Raw genomic sequence first — 16,785 nt, 5'->3', positions numbered from 1 at the left:
GGTGACCCCGCGGGGATGGGTGGCAGTCAGCGCGGGAGCAGTTCGAGCTCCCGCGCGATGCGGACCGCGGCGTTGCGGCGGGAGACCCCGAGCTTGCGCGGGATGTTCCGGACGTGGGTCCGCACGGTGTTCACCGAGATGTACATCTCCGCGGCGATCTCCTCCGTCGTGAGGAGCGCGGCGAGGTGGCCCAGGACCTCCGTCTCCTTCTCGGTCAGCTGTTCCACCGGCGCGGTCCGCTCGACCGGTTCCGACGGCCGTCGGGTCGCTGGACGGTTCATCGGCGCGCCGGACCGCTCGAACAGCCAGGCGTGCGACGCCGCGAGCTGGCGGTCCTGGAGCACCAGCTGCCGCACCGGCGCCGGAGCCTCGTGGAAGGGCCGCCGGAGGGTGATCGGGCGCGCGAGCACCAGCGCCTCCGTCACCGCTCGCTGCGCTTGCACCCCGGCTCCGCCGCGCAGCAGCCGCGCGCACTCAGCGAGTGACGCGGCGACGCGAACGGCCACGGGGCCCGCGGGGTCGCGGGCCTCCGCCATCGCGACCGCCGCGCACACGTCGTGGCCCGCGGCGAGGTCCACCTGCGCCCGCAGGAGCGCAAGGGCAGCGGCGACCGAGGGGTCGTCCAGCCCTTCCATCGCGTCCTGTGCGGCCTGCACGTCGCCCCGCGCGACGAGCCACCCGGCGACCTCGACACGCAGGCGTGCGGCGAGCCAGCGATCGCCGTCCGGGAGTCCGTCGAGGGCGGCAGTGACGCCACTGACGGCGGCACCTCGATCGCCCTGAGCGGCGCGGAGCCTCGACCTCACGAGCTCGAGGAGCGTGCGCGAGGCAGGATCGGACAGGACGGAGCGCGAGGACTCGGCTGCCTGGAGGTGATCGGTGGCGGCGCGCAGCTCGAACTGTTCGACGGCCACCCAGGCCAACGCGATCTCCGCTGCCGCGGACCGGTCCTCGACGGCGAGGCCGGCCTCGCGGGCCGCACGGACCGCGTGCGCCGCAGCGGACGAGGCAGGGCCCAGATCTCCCTCGCAGCACGACACGAGCGCCAGCAGCCCGAGGCACTCGACCATCAGCGGCGCCGAGCCACTGCGATCGGCGGCCACGGCGCCCGCGCGAAGACTGAACCGCGCGTCCGCCGTGAGCCCCTGACGGACCTGGGCGATGCCCTTGGTCGCGAGCGCGAGCGGCACGAGCGCCGAGTCGCGACGCGTGTGGTCCCGCTTCGCCTCCTCCGCGGTGTCGGCCAGGACGCGTGCCTGGGCCGGGTCGGCGATCTCACGACCGCGGAGGGCGAGCAGCAGTGCGCGTGCTCGCTCCAGGTCGGGTTCCAGACGCGGTCCGCCCTCGACGGCGAACCGGAGCATCTCGGCGTCGAACCGCTCCTCGTCCCGCTCGGCCAGCGCGAGCGTCGCACGGACCAGGACGGCCGCGGGTGCCTCGACGTCGGCCGGCACGGCGAGCATGACCTGGACGAGCGGGTGGGTCGGGTCGGCCAGGAGCAGCTCCGCCCAGGCATCGTGGTCGGCCACGAGTCGGGCGACGTCCTCCCACGCCTCGATCGACGCGTGGTGGCGAGCCGCCGTCGCGAGCGTCCCCCGCGCGGCGTACCACCGCGCGGCCCTGCCCTGGAGGAGCGTCCAGGTCTCCGGCAACCGGTAGCCCAGCTCGGCCCGCAGCAGGTCTCGCAGGAACGGGTGGAAGCGGTAGTGCTCGGGATGGTCGGGCACGGGTTCGAGGAAGACGTTCACGTGCGCGAGCGACGACAGTGCCCGGTCGGCGCCGTCGCCGGCCAGGGTGTGAGCCAGCCCCGGCTCGATGACGTCGGGCACGCTCAGCGCCATCAGCAGGTCCAGGTCACGGGACGACAGATCGGCCAGGACCTCGCCCATGAGGTACTCCGCGATGCTGCCGCTCTCCCCCATCACCTGGCCGATGTCGGCGTCCGGGTCGTCGTGGTCGAGCAGCAGCCTTCCCGCGAAGCGCATGCCGGTGACCCAGCCGCGCGTCCGCGCGTTGAGCTCGTGCACCGACTCGCTCGTGAGGGTCACGCCCATCTGGCCCAGGAGCCCGGCGGCCTCAGTGTCGTCCAGGGCGAGATCGGCCATCCTGATCTCGGTCATCGACTCTTCCAGCCGGTACCGGTACAGCGGCAGGACGGGATCGGACCGGGTCAGCAGCACCAGACGCAGACGATGCCCGGAGTGTCGCAGCAGGAAGTCGAGGTCGGTGGCGACGCTCGACGAGCTCACCTCGTAGCCGTCGACCACGAGGGTGACCGGATCGGACGCGGAGGCGATCGCGAGGGCCAGGTCGCGACGCAGGTGTGGATCCAGGCCCGCGTCGCCGGAGGGCGGTGATGACGGAGGAGACACGATTCCCAGCCGCTCGAGGGCCTCGATGAACGACGGCCACAGCACGTCACCTGGATCGAAGGTGATCCATTCCAGCCGTCCGGGCGCGCGGGTCGAGGCCCAGTCGGCAACCAGGCCGGTCTTGCCCGTCCCCGCGGGCGCACTGACGAGGGTCAGCGGGGCAGCCGGATCGCTGTCGAACCGGTCGAGCAGTCGTGGCCGGGAGACGAACTGGCGCGGGCGTTCGGGGATCCCGGGCCAGCCCCCGTAGGAGGAAGGGTACCGAGGCGGATCTTGATCGGACGGGTCGTTCGAAGGACGTGACACCATAGCTTTCGCCTCCCCTGCAAGCACGCTAGTGACCGCGGTTCGGCGTCAGATCACACGAATCGTATGAAGCCCGTGTGATGCCTGGGTTTGATGAGGTGCGTCACTGGCTGAGCAGGCCGAGCACGGTCGCCCTCGCGACCGCGTCGCCACGACTCGAGACCCCGAGCTTGCGATAGATCGAGGCGATCTCGGAGTTCGCCGTGTTGCGGGACACGAACAGCCGCTCACCGATCTGGGCGATGGTCAGGTGCGTCTGGAGGTACGGCAGGACGCGCAGCTCCGCCGGTGTCAACGGGGCGGTGACGGTGTCGCGACCCGGCTCGGGTCCGCCCTGCATCATCTCGATGAACCCGTCGAACTCGGCACGCAGGACACCCAGGTCGGGGCGCTCCCGGAAGATGTCGTGGAGCTCGCGCACCAAGGCGCGAGCGCCCGCGTGGTCCCCCGTGGCCCAGAGCAGCTTCGCGGCCTCCAGGCGGCCCTTCACCGCCGGGAACGGCCGGGCGTAGGTGCTCACCCCTCGCGCGGCGACCGCCGACGCGAGGTCCCGGAGCGCGGACGCCGAGTCGCCGCGGCGCAGGTGCCCCCGCGCTGACGCAGCGTGGGCGAGCAGGGCCCAGGGATGCAGCGCCGACCGCATCGCCGCGAGTGCCGCGAGACAGCCGCGCACGTCGTCGGCGCCCTCGTCCCAGGCGCCGCGGTCCATCGCGATCCAAGCGAGGGTCGCCCGCGTCCCCATCACCACGTCGTGGCGGCCTTCCTCCTGCGCTTCGAGCGCTGCCCGCTCCAGGCACTCCACGGCCTCGTCGGACTCGCCGAGCAGCAGGTGGGCCTCGCCGCACAGCGCGAGCGCCACCGTGCGCCGGCCACTCCATCGTTCGAAGCCCTGCACGGCGAGTCGGGCATCCTTCAGGGCGCGGTCCGGGCCGTCGGGGCACATCGCCGAGCGCAGGATCGCGACCTCCGGGGCCCGTTCTGCCTGGAGGGTCTGCCCGTCGAGGTGGGCCAGCCACCGTTCGGCGGCGGCAGGACGTCCTGTGAGGGTCGCGACCCAGCCCTGGACGGCGGCGAGACGCGGATGAGCGGCGATCCGTTCGTCCCCGAGCGCGGTGAGCCAGTGCTGGACGGTGGCGATCTCACCCGCCTCCAGCGCGGCGGGTGCGATCCCGGCCACGAGCTCGGCGGTGCGGTCGTGGTCGTCGGTGGCCAGCAGGTGCTCGACGGCGACCTCCGGGGCTCCGGACCGCTCGAACCAGTCGGCCGCGCGACCGTGCAGGTCCCTGACGACCTCGGTGTCCTCGCGCTGCAGCTCGGCGACGAGGAACTGCTGGAAGAGCCGGTGATGGCGGTACCAGCTCCGGCCCGGACCGACGGGCGTGACGAACAGGACGGCGGACTCGACCTCGCGCAGTCGTGCGGCCGAGTCCCGGCGCCCGAGAACGGCATCGCAGACGCCCCCGCCCAGGCGGTCGAGGATCGCGGACCGTTGCAGGAACTCGCGGAGCGCCGGAGTCAGCGGGGCCAGGACCTCGACCTCGAAGTAGTCCGCGATGGCCCGGTGGTCGCCTCGGACGGCCGAGGGAGAAGGCAGTCCCCCGTGCGCGGCGAGGGCGATGCCCGCCGGCCACCCCTCGGTGGCGACGACGAGACGCTCGGCCTCCTCCCGGTCGAGCTCGACGCCCGCGTGCGAGCAGAGCGCGCGCGCCTCCCGAGGGCCGAACGCCAGCTGGTCGCTGGTGAGCTCCGCGGCGCCTCCGCCGGCCCGCAGCCGCGACAGGTGGGGCTGCGAGTGACGGCTCGCCGTGACGACCTGCGACCCCGAGGGCACCGCCGCGACCACCATGCGCAGCACCTCCTGGCACGAGGGCGACCGCAGCACGTGGACGTCGTCGATGAACAGCACGAAGGGTCGGCGACAGGCGCTCATCGCCGCGGCGAGCCGGTGAGCCCCGACGACCCAGGCGCCGGGAGCGGTGGTGGTCCGGGACGACTCGGGCGTGCGCACCGCGTCGAAGAACGCGGTCGCCAGGACGCCCAGCAGCTGCTCCACGTCATCGTCGGAGCGGTCGAGCCTCACGGTCGCGACGACGCGGCGCTCGGCTGCGGCCCACTGGGACAGGAGGACGGACTTGCCGTAGCCGGCCGGGGCGGTTACTCCGACGACCCGGTAGGACCCCGCACGTGCGGCCTCGATGATCGTGCTGCGGCTGACCCCCGCCCCGGACGCTGCCGGGTCTCCAGTCATGCTCAGAGAGTAGCGGCGGGCGGCCCCACGACGAAGACGGACTCGATCCGCAGACCGTGCTCGTGCAGCGCTGCCATCAGGGTCCCGAGGTCGGTGGTCGATTCCGCGAGGAGCGTCGTGTACGTGCGGGTGCGTGTCTCGCACTCGGGCCCGAGCGCGTTCTGCAGGACGGGACCCAGTCCTCCGTCGATCGTCAGCTCGAACTCCATGACAGGCGCCTCGCGGTCGGTCATGACTGTTCCCCCTCCGTCTGGTCCTCGCCGGAGCCCTGCTCGGGGACGACGATCCGCCGCACCTCGACGACCTCCAGCCCGTACGTGCGCAGGAGCGCGAGGAAGCCGTGCAGCTCGGCCTGGTCGCGGATGCTGGCGCGCACCGAGGTGCGCAGCTCGCGGGTGACGACCTGGATGTCCGTCAGCTCGAGCAGGACGTCGTCGGGAACGCTGCCCTCGATCCGGACCTCGAACACCTGCCTGTGCGGGCGTTCCTTCGTCATGAGCCGACCTCCAGACCGGTGCTCTCCTGGATGCAGTCTGGCCCGTCGCACCACTGCTCCTCATCGTCACGACCAGATGAGTTCGTGATGGGGCCGGCGCCGCGTGCGGGTCCCGGTTCGTCCCCGCAGGATGAGGCCCGGGTGGGGGCGCGGCTCCTACCGTGATCGGGACGCGCACCACCGCGCGTCCTTCAGTCACAAGGGAAGGCGGCATCGTCATGGACGAGGTCGAATGGGGACCGGTCGGCTACCTGGTCGTGGAGTATCCCGGCGCGAAGATGACCGGCGAGGGCCTGCGCGAGCTGGTCGCGCTCACCGAACGCGGGACCATCCGGGTCCTGGACCTGGCCTTCGTGATGAAGGCGGAGGACGGCACGATCAACGCCTTGGCGATCGCCGACCTCGACGGTGACGGCGAGCTCGACCTGGCCATCTTCGAGGGAGCCTCCTCGGACCTGCTGGGCGAGGACGACCTCCGCGAGGCGGGCAACGTCCTCACCCCGGGCAGCGCCGCGGCGGTCCTGCTCTACGAGAACCGCTGGGCCGCGTCCTTCGTGAGTGCCCTGCGGCGCAGTGGCGCCGAACTGGTCGCCGCGGGGTTCATCCCGCTGGACGACATCGCCGAGGCGCTGGACGCTGCCGAAGCCGCCAGCTGACACCACCGACCCACCCATTCGAACGGAGCAGGACCATGCCAGGACTCATCAGGGGCGTCGCCCGAACGGCGGCCATCGCCGGGACGGCCACCGCCGTCTCGAACCGCGTGTCACGCCGGCAGGCGTCACGCTGGGCGGCGGAGGCGCAGCCCGCCTACGAGGCCGCCCCTCCCCCGCCCCCGCAAGCCGCTCCCGCCCCCGCCGCGAACGACCCGATCGCCCTGCTGAGCGACCTGGGCCGTCTCCACGAGGCCGGCACGCTGACGGACGAGGAGTTCGCCGCACAGAAGGCACGGATCCTCGCTCAGATGTGAGCCATGATCCGACCACGGCCTGACCCCGCGCGACGCGAGGCCTGGGCCCTCGTCCGGCGAGCCACCGTGCGGGTCGTCGTGGCCGTGACGGTGCTCGTCACGGCCTACTACCTGCTGCCGGCGCGCGAGGACGGTACCGACCTGCCCTGGTTCCTGGCCTCGCTGGGCATCTTCGCCGCGGTCGTGGCAATCCAGGTGCCCATCATCGTGCGATCCGATTTTCCGGTGATCCGTGCCGTGGAGGCCCTATCGCTGGCGATCCCGGTCTTCCTGCTGATGTTCGCCCGCGGGTACCTCTCGGCGTCGCTGGGCGACCCGGACGCGTTCAGCCAGCAGCTCGACCGCACCGATGCCCTCTACTTCACCGTCTCGACCTTCGTCACGGTCGGCTTCGGCGACATCGTGGCGCACTCCGAGGCGATGCGCATCGCGGTCACCGTGCAGATGATCCTCGACCTCGTCGTCCTCGGCGCCGTCGTGAGGATCTTCGCCTCGGCTGCTAAGCGGGGACTGTCGGCCCGGGACGAGCGGCCGGATCCTGCGGCCTGACCACGCGCCCGGCACCCGCCAGCACCTGCAGCACGGCCAGCAGCACGAGGGCCAGCGCGAGGGACCACCACCACCGCTCCGGTGAGATGTCGTTGCCCCAGGCGAGCACGACCACGGCGAGGCCGACGGCCACGACCCGGAGCCACGCGACGTTGTCCGTGACCCACCGCCAGCCGAGACCCAGGCGCTCCCCCAGCGCCGTTGCCCCGGCATGCTCCAGGCCACCACCGACCGCTCGACGCACGGCGATCCCGGAGCGGGTCGTCCCGGCGAACCAGCCGGCGACCACCAGGGTCAGGCCGAGCAGCAGGACGACCTGGCGCCCCTGCTCGAGGTAGGCGGACAGGGTCTCGTAGAACGCGGTGCTCGCCGGCCCGAACGAGGTCTCCGCGAGTGCGTCGGCGAACAGCTGCTTGCCGATGGCGAGCGCGATCGCCAGCACGAACGCGTTCACCGCGATGGCGACACCGACGGCGACGGTCATGCGCGGCCGGCGCCGGGCGAGGACGATGGCGCCGAGGTACAGGGCACCGACGACCGGCAGCGCCCAGCGCGCCACCGGATCGCTGAAGGCGTAGATCGTCCGCAGCTGCTGCACGCGAGGTGCCTCCATCAGCACGATCTGCCGGTCGGTCTCGGGGATCGGCGCGTTCTCGACGAAGGTGATGCCCCGGTCGACGAGCCGCGCCTTGACCTCGTCGATCACCTCGGAGACGTCCAGGACGACGTCGTCACCCTGCAACGACACCGCTCCCCCGTCGCGACCCTCGAGGATCCGCTGGAACGCCTGCTGCGCGCGGATGTTCAGGCGCATCCAGATGTCCTCGAACGCGTCGGACGCCAGGAACGCGCGGACCTGTCGCTCGATGGCCCCGTTGACAGCGGCGGAGAGGGGCGCTGCCAGGAGCTCGAGCCGCGGTGCCTCGTCTGCGAGGCCCGCGAAGGCCTGTTCGAGCAGGCTCTCGACGTCGACCTGATCGGTGATCGCGGTCGTCACCCGGGTGGCGAGCACCTCCTGGACCTCGGGCGACTGGACGAGCGGGCCCACGGTCTCGACGTACCGTTCGGCGTCGTTCAGCGTGCGCTGGCCCCAGTAGGCGATCGCCGCGGGCGTGGTGAGCACCGCGGCGAGCACGAGGCACAGCACGGCGGCCACCGAGCGGCCTCGCGACGTGTCGTCGGGCCTTCGGGGCTCGAGGGGCGCATGGGATTCCTGCACGGTGTCCTGGGTCATCGGGGATCTTCCTTCCGCTCCAGCGAGTCTTGCGGTGTCCGCGGCGGCGGGCATCATGCTTCCTGGGTGAGTCCGTGGTCACCGCGCAGCCAGATCCCGGCGCGGCCGCGGTCGCTCACGACCACCTGGCCGATCACCGCGGTCCCGATGAAGACGAAGGCCACGATGTAGAGCCACGCCAGGTACGTGAATGCCATGCCGATGGGTCCGTACCGCTCGGCGCTGACGTCGAGGGCCCACGGCAGCCACACGTCGGCGGCGGGCCGGACCACCATCATCACGAGGCCGAAGACCACGGCTCCCGGAACCATCCACCGCGCGGCCACCCGGCCGGCCAGCAGCACCCAGGGCACGAAGACCGCGACGAGCACGTCGGTGGCCAGCGAGAGCGCCGCGGGCCACAGGAACCGCGGCGGGAACACCCCGGCGCGCTGGGTCAGGTTCTGCACGACGACCACGGCCATGAGCAGGACCATGACGACGGCGAACCACCGCCACGTCGAACGCAGGGTCATCCGTGGCCGGTCGACCTCCCAGACCACGGCGAACGCGCGGGTCAGCGCGCGGGACAGGCTCGTGGCCGAGACCAGGACGAGCAGCGCGCCGGCCACCCCGAAGGCGGCCTCGCTCGAGCCACGCACGGCCTCGTCGATCAGCTCCTCGGACGATCCCGTCGCCCCGATGACGTCGGAGATCTGGTCGGACCCGGCTCCCAGGAACGTCACCGCGACGATGAGCAGCGGCAGGATCGAGCTGAAGAACTGCGCCGCGATCGTCATGGCCCGGTCGAAGATCTCGACACGCACGCACGCGCCGGCCACCCGCAGCAGCGTCCGCCCGATCCACAACGAGAGGAACCAGTCCACCGGTCCCTTGGCCCACCCGGGCAGACGGCTGATGACCGCGTCAACGCGACGTTCCAGCACGCCGGCTAGCGGCGAGCCGTCTTCGTCAGCCCCGTGGCTCATGCTCGCCGTCGTCCCGAGGAGACGGGTGCCCCGAGATCAGCGGCAGCGCCCACGACAGTCGGGGATCGGCCTCCACCAGCAGGGCCTTCATCAGGAGGCTGAGCGGAACCGCCAGCAACGCCCCGACCGGCCCGAGCAGCCAGGCCCAGAAGACGAGCGACAGGAACGTCAGCGTCGGCGACAGTCCGACGCTCTCCCCCACGATCCGCGGCTGGATGATCGACTGGATCACGAAGTTCACGACGCAGTAGATGGCGATCACGGCGAGCATGAGGCCCGGCCCGTCCTCCAGCAGCGCGATGACAGCCGGTGGGACGAGGCCGATGACGAAGCCGATGTTCGGGATGAAGTTCGTGACGAAGGCCAGGACGGCCCACACGAAGGCGCCGGGCACCCCGATGGCGTAGAGCGCAGCACCGTCGATCACCGCCACGATGAGCCCGAAGATCGCCGCCACCGCCATGTAGGTGCGCGTGCCGCGGGCGAAGTGCGCCAACGCCTCGACGAGATCGCCGAAGCGCGACCCGAGGATCCTCAGGTTCTCCCGGGCGCCGTTGGTGTCGAACGCCATGAACAGCAGGACCGTGAAGAGGAAGAACACGTCGGTCAGGGCACCGAGCGTGCCGGCGAGCAGCGATCCCACGAGATCGACGAGCCGCGACGGGTCCATGGCGCTGACGACCTGGTCGATCTGCTCCTGGTCGACCCCGAGCTTTCCCAGGGCCGACAGGGCATCGTCGATGGTCGAGGTGATGTCGGCGGTGTACTGCGGCAGCAGGGCGGCCAGCTGGGCCACCGACACGATCAGCGCCAGGGTGATCAGCACGATGAGCAGGTAGGCCGACAGGAGCATCACGAGTGAGACCGCCCACTCGGGCAGCCGGGTCCTCTCCAGGCGCCGGCGGATCGGGTGCACGGTGACCGTGAGCACCAACGCCAGGAAGACGGGTCCGACCAGGCCGGAGACGGCGTGCACTCCGCCGAGCACGATCGTGAGCGCAGCCAAACCGACGACGAGCGTCAGGACGCCGGAGACGGTCCGGCCGGACACCCGGGAGCCCGGGTCGCCATCGATGCTCATGCGGGCCTCCGTGCGGTCGTGGTTCTGCCGTCCCTCACATCAGGCCGCGGGAGGAGTCGTTCCGTGGCCCGAACTCGGTCCCCCGGTCCACGAGCGCCCAGATGATCAGCACGTCGATCGCGATCACGAGCAGCGACCAGATCGGGTAGTACGGGATGAACGCGAAGTTCACGAGCATGCTGAGGGCCGCCAGGGCGATGCCGACGCCGCGCGCCCAGCCCTTCCCGGAGAAGATCCCGAACCCGGCGAGGACAATGATCACGCCGGCGATCAGGTGGATCCAGCCCCACGTCGAGGCGTCGACCTCGAGGACGTAGTCCGGCACCTTCACGTAGAACTCGCTCTTCGCGAGGGCCACGATCCCCATGTAGACGTGGAAGATGCCCATGATGATCATCATCACCGCGGCGAATGCGATGAGGCCGAAGGCTGCTCCCCCGGAGCTGCGTGGGGTCGTGCGCGCTGTGGTCATGTCGCTGCGTCCTTGTCACGTCGGTGGCGACCTTCCGGCCGGGGGCCGTGTGGTCCTTCCTGACATGCAAGCGCCCATGGGCCGGTGAGCGGATCATCCGTGAGGGGTGAGGCAGGCGGTTCGTGCAGGCTCCAAGACTGGAGGAAGCCTCACCAGAAAGGCACCATCATGTCCCGCACCGCAGAGCCCGCCGGGCCCGCCACCACCCCCTCCTCCGACTACCAGACCGTCCAGCCGTCGTCCGTCTCCGGCTGGGCCGGTTGGGTCTACTTCGCCGCGTTCATGCTCCTGCTGCTGGGCGTCCTGCACGCGATCACCGGCCTCGTGGCCCTGTTCAAGGACGAGTACTTCGTCGTCGCCAGCAGCGGCCTCGTCGTCAACGCCGACTACACCGCCTGGGGCTGGGCCCACCTGATCGGGGGCATCATCGTCGCGCTCGCGGGCCTCTCGCTGATGTCAGGCGCCACCTGGGCCCGCATCGTGGCGGTCCTGGTGGCCATGCTGAGTGTCATCGTGAACTTCGCCTTCATGGCCGCCTACCCGTTCTGGTCGGTCCTGATGGTCACGATCAGCCTCCTGGTGATCTGGGCCGTCATCGTGCACGGTGACGAGCTGCGCAACGCGTAGCCGGTCCTGCCGCGGCGCCCTCACCCTGCGCGGGTGAGGCGCCGGGCAGGCGCCGCCCCCATGCTCGGGCGAACGGTGCAGCCCCGCGACCTCGTTCGCGGCGACGGGAGGACCCCATGACCACGGATCAGCGCACGACGACCGACCTGCTGCCCGCCGACCTCGATCCGGTCGGAGCCGAGGCCTCCCGCGTGGCGCTGGCGCTGGGCGTCGTCCCGGCCACGGGACTGAGCGAGCAGGAGGCCGCGGCCCGGCTCGACCGCGTCGGCCCGAACCGGTTGGATGAGGGAACGGCCGAGCCGGGATGGCGGGCCTTCCTGCGGCAGTACCAGGACTTCATGCAGGTGATCCTGCTCGCCGCGGCGCTCATCAACCAGATCGTCACCCAGGAGACCGGGACCACGGTGGTGCTCGCGGGTCTCACGGTCTTCAACGCCGTCATCGGGCTGCGCCAGGAGGCCAAGGCCGAGGCGAGCGTCAAGGCCCTGTCGCAGATGATGAAGACGATCGCCCGGGTCCGCCGTGACGATCGCGCGATCGAGGTCGACGCCGAGCAGCTGGTCCCTGGCGACATCGTCCTGGTCGAGGCCGGCGACCGCATCCCTGCGGACGGCCGGGTGTCCCTGGCCGCGACGCTGGAGATCGAGGAGGCCGCCCTCACGGGCGAGAGCCTCCCGGTCGGCAAGTCCGACCGCCCGGTCGAGGGCACCGACGTGCCCCTCGGTGATCGCACCTGCATGGTCTACATGAACACGGCCGTCACCCGCGGGCGCGGCGAGTTCATCGTCACCTCCACGGGGATGGCCACCGAGATCGGCCACATCGCCAACCTGCTGGCCGGGACCTCGATCGGCAAGACGCCTCTGCAGAAGCAGCTCGACTCGCTGTCGAAGATCATCGCGGGCATCGCCGGCATCGCTCTCGTGCTCGTCCTGCTGCTGGGCCTGGCCCGCGGGGAGTCGTTCGACACCCTGTTCATCACCGGCGTCGCGCTGGCGGTGGCCGCGATTCCGACGGGCCTGCCCGCCGTCGTGACGGCCCTGCTCTCGATGGGCACGCGCGAGATCGCCAACCGCCACGCCATCGTCAAACGCCTCCCCGCCGTGGAGACGCTGGGCTCGACCTCGGCGATCTGCTCGGACAAGACCGGAACGCTGACCCTCAATAAGATGACGGCGCGCGAGCTCGTCATCCCCGGCCACCACCGGTACACCGTGTCGGGCGAGGGATACGCGACCACGGGCGAGATCAGCCACGTCGGCAGCGGCGCGTTCGACCTCGCCCCCTACCTGCTGCCGATGGTGCTGTGCGCCGACGCGGTCCTCGACGGGGAGAGCCTCATCGGCGACCCCACCGAGGGCGCGCTGATCGTGCTGGGAGCGAAGGGCGGCCTCGACATCACCGAGACCCGCGCGGCCCACCCGCGCGTCGCCGAGGTCCCGTTCGACTCCGAGTACAAGTTCATGGCGACCTTCCACGAGATGACCGCGGACGACGGCTCGGCCGTGGTGCGCTGCTACGTCAAGGGCGCCCCGGACGTGCTGATCGACCGGGCCACCACCCTGCGCCGTCCGGACGGATCCGTGGTGCCGATCACCGACGACAACCGTCACCTCGCGCTCGAGGCGAACGACCGGATCGCCGCTGCCGGCGAGCGGGTCATGGTCGTCGCGCAGCGCGATCTCGATCCGGGTGTCGTGCGCGCCGGTGGCGACCTCATCCAGCACGTGCACGACCTGACGCTGCTCGCGATGGTCGGCATCGTCGACCCGCCGCGGGCCGAGGCGAAGGCCGCGATCGCCGAGTGTCGCGACGCCGGCATCCGCGTGCGGATGATCACCGGTGACCACGCTTCCACCGCGGCGGCGATCGCGAAGGAGCTCGGCATCACCGGCGAGGCCGTGACCGGGGCGGAGTTCGCGGCGATGTCGGACGAGGAGCTGATGGGCCGCCTGGACGACATCGGCGTGGTCGCCCGCGTGGCGCCCGAGGACAAGGTGCGACTCGTCCGCATGCTGCAGCAGAAGGGCGAGGTCGTCGCCATGACGGGCGACGGAGTCAACGACGCTCCCGCGCTGAAGACGGCCGACATCGGCGTCGCCATGGGGATCACCGGCACGGAGGTCTCGAAGGAGGCCGCCGTCATGATCCTCACCGACGACAACTTCGCCACGATCGTCGAGGCGGTCTCGTACGGCCGCACGCTGTACGACAACCTGCTCAAGTACCTGCGCTTCCAGATGTCGACGCTCGTGGCCTACATCGCGGTGTTCCTCGTCGCCGGAGTCATCGGTATCGCCGACGGCGCTCCCCTGAACCCGCTGCAGATCCTGTGGCTGAACATGGTCGTGGACATCCCGCTGGCGATCGCGCTCGGCTTCGACCAGCCGGCGCGGGGGCTGATGGCCCGCCCGCCGCGACCCGTCGGTGCGCCGGTGCTGTCGCGGGCGAACTGGATCCGGCTGTGCATCCAGGGCGCCGTGATGACGGCCGGATCGCTCGCCGCCTACCAGATCGGCGCCGACTGGGAGGACGCCCTGCTGGGCGCGACGATGCTGCTGACGACGCTCTCGCTGTTCCACCTGGCCGGTGCGCTGCTGAGCCGCGACCAGGAGAACACGATCTTCGACCGCGACGCCGTCCCCGCGGTGACGCAGCTGCGCCGGTACGGCATCGCGCTGATCGCGATCATCCTCATCACGTCGCTGGACTTCCTCCAGCGCATCTTCGGCACCACGGCGATGACGTTCGAGCAGTGGTGCACGTGCATCGGTCTCGCCGCCACGCTCGTGGTCATCGAGGAGATCGTGAAGCTGGTGCTCCGCAGCCGGCGCACCGCGCGGGCCTGACCCTTCCCGGCGGTCCGACCGGTCAGTGCAGCAGGGTGTTGAGCGCGACCATGAACAGGCCCAGCAGCGCGGCGAACGCTGTCTCGGCGCCGGCCCGCCAGCCCGACACCCCGGCCTGGTGCGCGGCGAGGTAGCCGTAGCCCGCCATCAGCACCACGGTGACCCACAGGCCGGCCAGCATCGCGGTCGCGACCTCGCCGCCCAGCGCCAGCACCACCGCGCAGACCACGAGTGGGGGCAGCCCGCCCCAGAACACCGGCGCCTCGTGGCGGGTGCTCCGGACCAGTCGCAGCGCCAGGTGGTCGGGGTCCCCGTCCATCCCCCGCCCCAGCGCGTGCGTGTACGCGTGGGACAGCCAGTAGATCGTCAGGACGCCACCGGCGCCGAGCAGGCTCACCTCGGCCGCCGTCTTGTGGCTCAGCAACGCGAGGGTCGCACCCATGACGAGGGCGCCGTGGATCATGCCCGAGGGGTGCAGGTCGGCGAGGCGCTGGGCCAGCCGCATGCGGTTCCCATGGCTCCTGCGGTCCTCGGTCATCGTGTCGCTCCGTCCCCGATCGTGGCCGCCGTCACGGCGTCGACGAAGCGACTGTAGTCCCCCGTCGATGCGAGGAGCCGCCGTTGACGCTGCGCCCCGGTGCCGCACCGGTGGACGCGCTCGAGCCCCGCCACCACGAGGTCGGTCTCCGCGGAGCTTCCGATGCCCGGCAGGATCGTCCGCAGCAGCCGGGTGACCACGACGGCGCGGGTGACCTCCTCGGGCCCGGTGGTGGGTGGCCGTCCGTGCACCGCGACGGCCAGCAGGGCCGACCGCAGCGCCGGGTCCGAGACCGGCAGGTCGGGTCGTCCGGCCTCGATGTCGGAGGCCAGGACCGTCACGAGGGCGCGGCAGATCCCCGCGAGCATCGCGGTGTCGGCGGTGTCCAGGCACGTGTCCGCGACGCGGATCTCGATCGTCGGGTAGCGCGGTGACAGCCGCGCCAGGTGGTAGACACTGCGCAGGTCGAGCGCGTCACCGTGGTCGACCAGCTCCGCGACCGACGCGTCGTAGGCGTCGGTGCTGGTCCAGGACCCGGGCGGGCCGAAGGTCGGCCAGCTCAGCTGCCGGACGTACCGGGTGCTGCTCCACCCGGTGTCGCGGCCGCCCGACACCGGGGAGTTCGTGCCGAGGGAGAACAGGGTCGGCAGCCACCGCCGCAGCCGTGCCAGGACCCGTACGGCCAGGTCGCGGTCGGGCACACCCACGTGGATCTGGCAGGCACACGTCCCCGCGACCGCCGCGGCATCGGGGAACCGGGTGGCGAGGTCGCGGTACCGGGGCGAGTCCGTCACGAACTCGAGGCCGGGCTCGCCGACCGGCGGCACGCCCAACGCCGCCAGGCGCACGCCGACCGCGTCGCACGCCGACGCGACCCGCCGCCGGAGGTCGACCAGCTCGCTCGCGAGCGCCGTGAGATCGGTGCACACGTCGGTGGCCGTCTCGACCTGGTAGGTCATCAGCTCGGGCTTCACCCGGTCGTCGGCGACGTCGCGCACGACGTCGGTCGCGGCAGCGACGACCGCCCCGGCGGGATCGAGGAGCAGGAACTCCTCCTCCACGCCGACCGTGAGCATGGACTCATCGTGGATACCGCCCACGGAGGCCGCCTCATCCTCGTGGGATGAGGCGGTACGCCGCCACCGTGGCACACGCTGCCGAGGAGACCGAGGCGTTCCCAAGGAGGCTGCTATGTGTCGCTGGTTGGCGTACTCGGGCAGTCCCATCCTGTTGGAGGAGCTGCTCTACAAGCCCGTGCACTCGCTGATCGACCAGAGTCAGCACTCGCGGATGGGCGTGGAGACCACGAACGGTGACGGCTTCGGGATCGGCTGGTACGGCGTCGACGACTCGCCGTCCCTACCCGGCGCGCGCCGCAACGACGTGCCCGTCCTCTTCCGTGGCGTCGGGCCGGCCTGGGGGGACGAGAACCTGCGCGAGCTCGCACGTTCCACGTCGTCGGGACTCTTCCTGGCCCACATCCGGGCCAGCACCGGCACACCGGTCCAGCAGTCCAACTGCCACCCGTTCCGGTACGACCGCTGGCTCTGGGTGCACAACGGGGCCATCCGGGACTTCCACACCCTCAAGCGCGACCTCGTGCTCGCCGTCGATCCGGAGCTGTACCCGGCGATGGCCGGGTCGACCGACTCCGAGGTCATGTTCTTCCTGGCGCTCACGTTCGGCCTGCGCGACGATCCCGTCGCGGCAGTGGAGCGCATGGTCGGGTTCGTCGAGGCCGTCGCCCGCCGGCACGGTGTGCCGGACGCGATGCAGATGACCGTCGCGACCACCGACGGCGAACGGCTCTGGGGCTTCCGCTACTCGACGGTGGGCCAGAGCCGCACCCTCTACGTCAGCTCGGCGCTCTCGGCCCTGCGGGAGCTGTATCCCGAGAATCCCGTCTTCGCCGGCCTCGACGACGAGACGCGCGTGGTCGTCTCGGAGCCGCTCGGCGATCTCGCCGGGGCGTGGAACCCGATCCCCGAGTCCAGCTACGGCGTGGTGGAGGCCGGGGACGACACCCTGGGGCACTTCGAGCCCCGCGAACCCTGACGGAAGAGAGCCCGATGGAC

Annotated in this window: 16 protein-coding genes; 6 read left to right on the top strand and 10 right to left on the bottom strand. The window is 71.3% G+C overall.

The window, feature by feature from the left end; genetic code table 11:
* Positions 1 to 26: 26 nt before the first annotated feature.
* The 4 genes from ACY1JX_RS02055 to ACY1JX_RS02040 form a co-directional block, all read right to left on the bottom strand.
* The gene (locus ACY1JX_RS02055; RefSeq protein ID WP_462565045.1) at positions 27 to 2,681 is read right to left on the bottom strand and encodes a LuxR C-terminal-related transcriptional regulator; all 2,655 of its coding nucleotides are present in this window, start codon (positions 2,679 to 2,681) and stop codon (positions 27 to 29) included.
* A 100-nt stretch (positions 2,682 to 2,781) separates the two neighbouring features.
* Positions 2,782 to 4,926, bottom strand: a complete 2,145-nt coding sequence (locus ACY1JX_RS02050) for a LuxR C-terminal-related transcriptional regulator (protein WP_462565044.1) — start codon at positions 4,924 to 4,926, stop codon at positions 2,782 to 2,784.
* A gap of 2 nt (positions 4,927 to 4,928) precedes the next feature.
* Positions 4,929 to 5,159: a hypothetical protein gene (locus tag ACY1JX_RS02045; RefSeq protein ID WP_286928746.1), complete on the bottom strand. Its 231-nt coding sequence runs from the start codon at positions 5,157 to 5,159 to the stop codon at positions 4,929 to 4,931.
* Positions 5,156 to 5,422 (bottom strand): hypothetical protein, encoded by a 267-nt coding sequence (locus tag ACY1JX_RS02040; RefSeq protein WP_286928745.1) that lies wholly within the window; start codon positions 5,420 to 5,422, stop codon positions 5,156 to 5,158. Before ACY1JX_RS02040 ends, ACY1JX_RS02045 begins: the two co-directional genes overlap by 4 nt.
* A 218-nt stretch (positions 5,423 to 5,640) precedes the next feature.
* Here ACY1JX_RS02040 and ACY1JX_RS02035 point away from each other — a divergent pair, with 218 nt between their 5' ends.
* Genes ACY1JX_RS02035 through ACY1JX_RS02025 form a run of 3 tightly spaced genes read left to right on the top strand, consistent with a single transcriptional unit; the run spans position 5,641 to position 6,941 of the window.
* On the top strand, positions 5,641 to 6,078 hold the full coding sequence (locus tag ACY1JX_RS02035) for a DUF6325 family protein (protein WP_286928744.1): 438 nt from the start codon (positions 5,641 to 5,643) through the stop codon (positions 6,076 to 6,078).
* A 35-nt stretch (positions 6,079 to 6,113) separates the two neighbouring features.
* Positions 6,114 to 6,392, top strand: coding sequence for an SHOCT domain-containing protein (locus ACY1JX_RS02030; protein ID WP_286928743.1), 279 nt, complete (start codon positions 6,114 to 6,116; stop codon positions 6,390 to 6,392).
* 3 nt (positions 6,393 to 6,395) lie between these two features.
* On the top strand, positions 6,396 to 6,941 hold the full coding sequence (locus ACY1JX_RS02025; RefSeq protein WP_286928741.1) for a potassium channel family protein: 546 nt from the start codon (positions 6,396 to 6,398) through the stop codon (positions 6,939 to 6,941).
* On the opposite strand, the gene ACY1JX_RS02020 is transcribed toward ACY1JX_RS02025, so the two are convergent.
* The 4 genes from ACY1JX_RS02020 to ACY1JX_RS02005 are packed head-to-tail and all read right to left on the bottom strand — an operon-like array spanning position 6,892 to position 10,696.
* A complete protein-coding gene (locus ACY1JX_RS02020) occupies positions 6,892 to 8,175 on the bottom strand; it encodes a hypothetical protein (protein ID WP_462565043.1) in 1,284 nt (427 codons plus the stop codon). The genes ACY1JX_RS02025 and ACY1JX_RS02020 overlap by 50 nt on opposite strands.
* Before the next feature lie 53 nt (positions 8,176 to 8,228).
* Complete coding sequence (locus ACY1JX_RS02015; protein WP_286928738.1) at positions 8,229 to 9,101, bottom strand: YhjD/YihY/BrkB family envelope integrity protein; 873 nt, start codon at positions 9,099 to 9,101, stop codon at positions 8,229 to 8,231.
* Positions 9,102 to 9,126: 25 nt separating this feature from the next.
* Positions 9,127 to 10,224, bottom strand: coding sequence for an AI-2E family transporter (locus tag ACY1JX_RS02010; protein WP_286928736.1), 1,098 nt, complete (start codon positions 10,222 to 10,224; stop codon positions 9,127 to 9,129).
* 34 nt (positions 10,225 to 10,258) lie between these two features.
* On the bottom strand, positions 10,259 to 10,696 hold the full coding sequence (locus ACY1JX_RS02005; RefSeq protein WP_286928734.1) for a DUF7144 family membrane protein: 438 nt from the start codon (positions 10,694 to 10,696) through the stop codon (positions 10,259 to 10,261).
* A 168-nt stretch (positions 10,697 to 10,864) separates the two neighbouring features.
* Here ACY1JX_RS02005 and ACY1JX_RS02000 point away from each other — a divergent pair, with 168 nt between their 5' ends.
* Complete coding sequence (locus ACY1JX_RS02000; protein WP_181755791.1) at positions 10,865 to 11,323, top strand: DUF7144 family membrane protein; 459 nt, start codon at positions 10,865 to 10,867, stop codon at positions 11,321 to 11,323.
* Positions 11,324 to 11,439: 116 nt separating this feature from the next.
* Positions 11,440 to 14,172 carry a cation-translocating P-type ATPase gene (locus tag ACY1JX_RS01995; protein ID WP_462565042.1) on the top strand — a complete coding sequence of 911 codons (2,733 nt, stop codon included), beginning with the start codon at positions 11,440 to 11,442 and terminating at the stop codon, positions 14,170 to 14,172.
* Positions 14,173 to 14,194: 22 nt separating this feature from the next.
* Here the strand turns inward: ACY1JX_RS01995 and ACY1JX_RS01990 are convergent, their stop codons facing one another.
* Together ACY1JX_RS01990 and ACY1JX_RS01985 are read right to left on the bottom strand one after the other, a co-directional pair.
* Positions 14,195 to 14,710, bottom strand: a complete 516-nt coding sequence (locus tag ACY1JX_RS01990; protein ID WP_286928730.1) for a hypothetical protein — start codon at positions 14,708 to 14,710, stop codon at positions 14,195 to 14,197.
* Positions 14,707 to 15,786 (bottom strand): carboxylate-amine ligase, encoded by a 1,080-nt coding sequence (locus ACY1JX_RS01985; RefSeq protein WP_462565041.1) that lies wholly within the window; start codon positions 15,784 to 15,786, stop codon positions 14,707 to 14,709. Before ACY1JX_RS01985 ends, ACY1JX_RS01990 begins: the two co-directional genes overlap by 4 nt.
* A 115-nt stretch (positions 15,787 to 15,901) precedes the next feature.
* On the opposite strand from ACY1JX_RS01985, the gene ACY1JX_RS01980 reads away from it, so the two are divergent.
* Complete coding sequence (locus ACY1JX_RS01980) at positions 15,902 to 16,765, top strand: class II glutamine amidotransferase (protein WP_462565040.1); 864 nt, start codon at positions 15,902 to 15,904, stop codon at positions 16,763 to 16,765.
* Positions 16,766 to 16,785: the final 20 nt, after the last annotated feature.

Source organism: Aeromicrobium sp. JP4 (genome assembly GCF_054957925.1).
The sequence above is the reverse complement of the archived record's forward strand: the minus strand, read 5'-3'. Positions and strand labels throughout refer to the sequence as shown.

Excerpts from the sequence above, each read along its gene's own strand:
- ACY1JX_RS02045 (WP_286928746.1), bottom strand. The coding sequence starts at position 5,159 with ATGACCGACCGCGAGGCGCCTGTCATGGAGTTCGAGCTGACGATCGAC.
- ACY1JX_RS02020 (WP_462565043.1), bottom strand. The coding sequence starts at position 8,175 with ATGACCCAGGACACCGTGCAGGAATCCCATGCGCCCCTCGAGCCCCGA.
- ACY1JX_RS01990 (WP_286928730.1), bottom strand. The coding sequence starts at position 14,710 with ATGACCGAGGACCGCAGGAGCCATGGGAACCGCATGCGGCTGGCCCAG.
- ACY1JX_RS02040 (WP_286928745.1), bottom strand. The coding sequence starts at position 5,422 with ATGACGAAGGAACGCCCGCACAGGCAGGTGTTCGAGGTCCGGATCGAG.
- ACY1JX_RS02025 (WP_286928741.1), top strand. The coding sequence starts at position 6,396 with ATGATCCGACCACGGCCTGACCCCGCGCGACGCGAGGCCTGGGCCCTC.
- ACY1JX_RS02030 (WP_286928743.1), top strand. The coding sequence starts at position 6,114 with ATGCCAGGACTCATCAGGGGCGTCGCCCGAACGGCGGCCATCGCCGGG.
- ACY1JX_RS01985 (WP_462565041.1), bottom strand. The coding sequence starts at position 15,786 with ATGCTCACGGTCGGCGTGGAGGAGGAGTTCCTGCTCCTCGATCCCGCC.
- ACY1JX_RS02050 (WP_462565044.1), bottom strand. The coding sequence starts at position 4,926 with ATGACTGGAGACCCGGCAGCGTCCGGGGCGGGGGTCAGCCGCAGCACG.
- ACY1JX_RS02000 (WP_181755791.1), top strand. The coding sequence starts at position 10,865 with ATGTCCCGCACCGCAGAGCCCGCCGGGCCCGCCACCACCCCCTCCTCC.
- ACY1JX_RS02035 (WP_286928744.1), top strand. The coding sequence starts at position 5,641 with ATGGACGAGGTCGAATGGGGACCGGTCGGCTACCTGGTCGTGGAGTAT.
- ACY1JX_RS02005 (WP_286928734.1), bottom strand. The coding sequence starts at position 10,696 with ATGACCACAGCGCGCACGACCCCACGCAGCTCCGGGGGAGCAGCCTTC.
- ACY1JX_RS02055 (WP_462565045.1), bottom strand. The coding sequence starts at position 2,681 with ATGGTGTCACGTCCTTCGAACGACCCGTCCGATCAAGATCCGCCTCGG.
- ACY1JX_RS01995 (WP_462565042.1), top strand. The coding sequence starts at position 11,440 with ATGACCACGGATCAGCGCACGACGACCGACCTGCTGCCCGCCGACCTC.
- ACY1JX_RS02010 (WP_286928736.1), bottom strand. The coding sequence starts at position 10,224 with ATGAGCATCGATGGCGACCCGGGCTCCCGGGTGTCCGGCCGGACCGTC.
- ACY1JX_RS01980 (WP_462565040.1), top strand. The coding sequence starts at position 15,902 with ATGTGTCGCTGGTTGGCGTACTCGGGCAGTCCCATCCTGTTGGAGGAG.